Source organism: Methylocaldum sp. (assembly GCF_039794385.1).
Classification (GTDB): domain Bacteria; phylum Pseudomonadota; class Gammaproteobacteria; order Methylococcales; family Methylococcaceae; genus Methylocaldum.
Genome location: NZ_JBDIVO010000370.1, coordinates 1 through 4,336, shown reverse-complemented (window position 1 = coordinate 4,336; position 4,336 = coordinate 1). Strand labels below are relative to the sequence as shown.

4 protein-coding genes are annotated in these 4,336 nt (G+C 60.1%); 1 reads left to right on the top strand and 3 read right to left on the bottom strand.

Annotation, left to right across the window (positions count from 1 at the left end; translation table 11 throughout):
- Positions 1-446: 446 nt before the first annotated feature.
- The 3 genes from ABJK70_RS20910 to ABJK70_RS20900 form a co-directional block, all read right to left on the bottom strand.
- Positions 447-626 carry a hypothetical protein gene (locus tag ABJK70_RS20910; protein WP_205780751.1) on the bottom strand — a complete coding sequence of 60 codons (180 nt, stop codon included), beginning with the start codon at positions 624-626 and terminating at the stop codon, positions 447-449.
- Positions 627-843: 217 nt separating this feature from the next.
- Complete coding sequence (locus ABJK70_RS20905; RefSeq protein ID WP_077730057.1) at positions 844-1,044, bottom strand: hypothetical protein; 201 nt, start codon at positions 1,042-1,044, stop codon at positions 844-846.
- A gap of 491 nt (positions 1,045-1,535) precedes the next feature.
- On the bottom strand, positions 1,536-2,255 hold the full coding sequence (locus tag ABJK70_RS20900) for a hypothetical protein (protein WP_077730058.1): 720 nt from the start codon (positions 2,253-2,255) through the stop codon (positions 1,536-1,538).
- Positions 2,256-2,530: 275 nt separating this feature from the next.
- Here ABJK70_RS20900 and ABJK70_RS20895 point away from each other — a divergent pair, with 275 nt between their 5' ends.
- Positions 2,531-4,141: a choice-of-anchor I family protein gene (locus ABJK70_RS20895; RefSeq protein WP_347258996.1), complete on the top strand. Its 1,611-nt coding sequence runs from the start codon at positions 2,531-2,533 to the stop codon at positions 4,139-4,141.
- Positions 4,142-4,336 lie beyond the last annotated feature (195 nt).

Here is a 4,336-nt window from a genome sequence, read left to right as displayed (position 1 = left end):
TTGAGGCGGTAGGCCGGGGGTGGAGATCGCTTCTCGGCTGCTGAAAGTATCGACCATCCTGCCGTGCAGTTCGATTAGAGCATTTTTATACCTACTGTACGGGCATTCGCGAGTAGGTCGGGAATCCCTCCCAATCGCAAACGGTCGCTTTAGTCGCGACCCTTCCCGACGACGCCGTTGGGCCAAAGGGTTCGTTGGCAAGGGATTGCCGACCTACAACCATGCACCCTGTAGGTCGGGAATCCCTTCCCGACGCCACGTCCCGGCCACGCGTCTACGAATGCTTGAAGCAATTCACCCGAACTCAAGGCGCCACGACTTCCGCCAAGCCTGTTTTGCCGTACGAGCGAGATGAAAACGCTCTAATGCGGCATCGAGAACCCTTTTACGAAAAAGGTCAGGGGCATACGGTCGTCGCGTCAAGCGTCCGGTATCGGAATTCGGAATCAGCCGATGCGGCCGGTGATATAGCTTTTGGTCAAGGGATGACGCGGATGGGTAAGGACCTCGGCCGTTTCCCCCACTTCAATCAATCGTCCCAGATGGAAAAATCCGATGCGCTCCGAAACCCGCGCGGCCTGCTGCAGCGAATGGGTCACGATTACAAGGGTGAATTGACGCTTCAATTCCGCGACCAGGTGCTCGATTTTGGCCGTCGCAATGGGGTCGAGCGCCGAACATGGTTCATCCGTCAGGATGATTTCGGGATGGCAGCGATGATTCGAAATCCGAGTCGATTGTCGGCGGGTTCGGAAGGCCGGACCGAGATCGCGATTCGCCGCGTGGGATGCGTTTGGAAGATCATGGAGGAAGCGGACGGCTGCCGCCGAAGGGGCTCAGTCGTCAGTTCGCGCGATGAATTTCATAGCGCCCCTCCCTCAAGCCGTTCAAGAACTCCACCCAAGGCAGGTGCCGAGTCTGGTCCATTCCTCGTATCCAGTCATTCTCGACATATTGGATCACGACGCTCTCGGTGGCGGGGTCGATGTCGACGATGTGGAAATAAGCGCGGCACGATCGGTCGTCGCCAAGGTGGTTATTCATAAGGACAACTCCTCGTTAGTTGGAAAGCTTGAACTCGGCCTCCCCGAAGCTTCGCCCGGCGATCGGGACGATCGGGGTGAGGCGGGAGGTGCGTGGTTGGCGCAGGCGAGACGTCCGGGGGATCATCCGCTCCGTCTGCGGGCTACCCGGCGGGTCTGCGTCAACATCTAGGGCATGATAGCCAGCGCCGCAGTCGGCATCCAGATCGAGACTTGACCTCCGTCAAACCGGCTGCTTATTTTGCAAGCACGCAAGTGGCCCGGTGGCATCGGTCTTTCATCCCAAGTGAGGCGGATGCTCTACCGCGCACCGCTAATGCCGAGGATCAGGCTGCGGCAAGGAGCACCTCCAGCCATTGGCGCGGAGTGAGTGGCGCTCGTACGGTCCCGGTGTTTCGGTTCGCGTTTATCGGCCACCATTTACACGCAACCTCGTTCTTCATCCGGCAACGAGCGATAGGCTTCGCGTCTTTCTTCTTCAAGACTCCCTTTTTACACGAGGCGTGGTTTGGAGTGCCGGGAGGCGAAAGCGAAACCGGTGACAGCGGAGCCGAACAGCCAAAAAGCTGCGGGAACGGGAACAGGTTCGGGCGCGGTACCCGGTTGACCGTTCGAGCCTGCGAACCACGCGCCGCCCGTTCCGCCGGTCAGGGCTTCGTTGAAACCGGCGACGTGGGCGGCGAAGTAATAATTGCCCTGGCCGGCGTTTTTACCGGAAAGAGCGAAATAGTGGCTTGCGTTATCGCCGTTGATCCCGGTGATGGCGAACCAGACCGGATCGTAGCGGTCTTGGCCGCCGCCGCCTGTCTTGAGTTCAAAATCGCCGAAACCATCGGCATTGCCGGACCCGAGGCTCCATCCGCTGGGCAACTTGAAGTTATTAGCGGTGAAACCGCCAGGGTTTAATGTGGTGTTGAATGCAAAAGTATCGATACCGTAGTTGGTACCCGCTTTCGAGTCCAGCACGGAAAGCGCGTCGACGCTGAACACGACGTCATCACTCGTCGTCGTATAGCCGTTCAGCAAAAGTCCGGCGGCATCGCTGCCGTCCCGGATGAACACGGTCAGGTAATCCGCATTGTCCGGAAACACGGATTCGGCATTGGATTGATTCAATGTCGCTTTCCAGATGGCGGCATGCCCTGCCGGGCTCAACCCAAGACCGAGCGCCAATGCAAAAACGACAGGCGGTTTTCTGACATGAGCAAGCATGATCGGTCTCCTCGACTTCTCGTTTGTAAGACTGGCGACACTGTATCTTCGCTTTCTTTCAAATGGGTTAAGTTTGTGTTACGGGTGTTCGTTTTTTCCGCTTGAAGCGACCTTCCGCGTTAGGCGTAGGTCCGGCTTAGCCGATACTCCGGAGCAGGCTTGTCACACCGCCTTAACGTGATTCCAGTAGCGTCCCGACTTTCGGATAGTCCAGCCATTGGAAGGATTGTTTTGAACCGCGTTCATTTCACCTGCGCTAACTCGGAGTCACAAGAATGAAAACCAAACTGTTCCGTTTGAAATTTGAGGGGGCCTTGGCGAGCGGCATTCGCGCGCTCGATGCGGCGCGGACGACCTCGGTCGGTGCTGCCGCCCTGTTTGCGGGAATCCTGCCCGGCCCGGTCGCCGCAGCAGGCCCCGCGTTCGAACTGGTCGGCAGCTATGCCACCGGTCTGACCGGCCAGACCTCGGCCGAGGTCGTGGCCGTCAAGGGCGACAAGATGTACGTTTCGAATGCCGCGAACGCTTCGGTCGACATCGTAGACATCTCCGATCCGAAACAACCGGTGCGTCTCAAGCGGCTCGACCTGTCCGCGTACGGTTCCGAAGTCACCAGCGTCGCCGTCGGGAACGGGCTCGTGGCGGCGGCAGTGGAGTCGGGCACCGAACCGGGCAAAGTGGTTTTCTTTTCGCCGGGCGGTTCCAATCTGCGAGCGGTCGAGGTCGGCGCCGGCCCCGATATGGTGACCTTCACGCCGGACGGCAAGAGGGTTTTGGTCGCCAACGAGGGCGAGCCTTCGGGATATGGAGAAGGCCATGTCGATCCTGAGGGCTCGGTAAGCGTGATCGACGTACTGCCCCGCCGCAAGTTTTCGGTGAAGACGATCGGTTTCCAAGCCTTCGACCCGGATCAGCCGCGCGCCGGCGATCTGCCGCCGGGCGTGCGCATCTTTGGGTCCACGCGGCCGTCGCTCGATCTCGAGCCAGAATACATCGCGGTCGATGAAAACGGCCGGAAGGCCTGGGTGTCGCTGCAGGAAAACAACGCCATCGCGATACTCGACCTCGAAGCCCTCGAGGTGGACAAAATCGTCGACCTCGGCTTCAAGGACCACTCGCAGGCCGGCAATGGCCTCGATGCCAGCGACCGCGACAATGCCGTCAACATCAGCACCTGGCCTCAGGGGCGGGTCTACGGCATGTACCAGCCGGATGGGCTCGCCGCTTTCCGGATCGGCGGCAAGGACTATGTACTCTCCGCCAACGAGGGCGACGCCCGCGAATATCCCGGTCTCGCCGAAGAAGCCCGTGTGCGCAGCGTTACGACCAATGACTCCTTCACGGCGGCACTGCGCGACAATGCCGCGCTGGGGCGTCTCACCGTAACCACGAAGATGCCCGCCGCCGGGTCGGATGCGGAATCGACGGTCTACGCTTTCGGCGCCCGATCGTTTTCGGTGTGGGACGGCGAAACCGGCGGTCTGGTCTATGACAGCGGAGATCAGCTCGAACAGATCATCGCCGCCGAATTGCCCGCCAACTTCAATTCCAACAACGAGAACAACACCTTCGACGACCGCAGCGACAACAAGGGCCCCGAGCCCGAAGCCGCCGCCACTGGTGTGGTGAACGGCCGGACCTACGGGTTCATCGGCCTCGAGCGCGTGGGCGGGGTGGTCGTGGTCGATTTGGGCGATCCGGCCTCGCCGGCCATCGTCCAATATCTGCAAAACCGCGATTTTGCAGCCACGCCGGTGGGGCCGGACAGCGGCCCGGAAGTGATCGACTTCGTACCGGCCCATAAAAGTCCGACCGGCAAGCCTCTAATCGCCGTTTCGAACGAGGTGTCCGGCACCGTAAGCTTGTGGGGACCGAAGGGCGAGTGACGGCAGGTTATTCGAAATCGCGTTCAATTACGCATTGTTTCGTAGGGTGGGTTAGGCGCACATCAGCACTGACCGATCGCCGATCACTGTGCTTCGCGTGCGGCGTAACCCACCGAACGACCGTCAATCGGTGGGTTACGCGGAACCGAGGGGCTAACCCGCCATCGATGGGTTTCGCTTCGCTCTACCCATCCT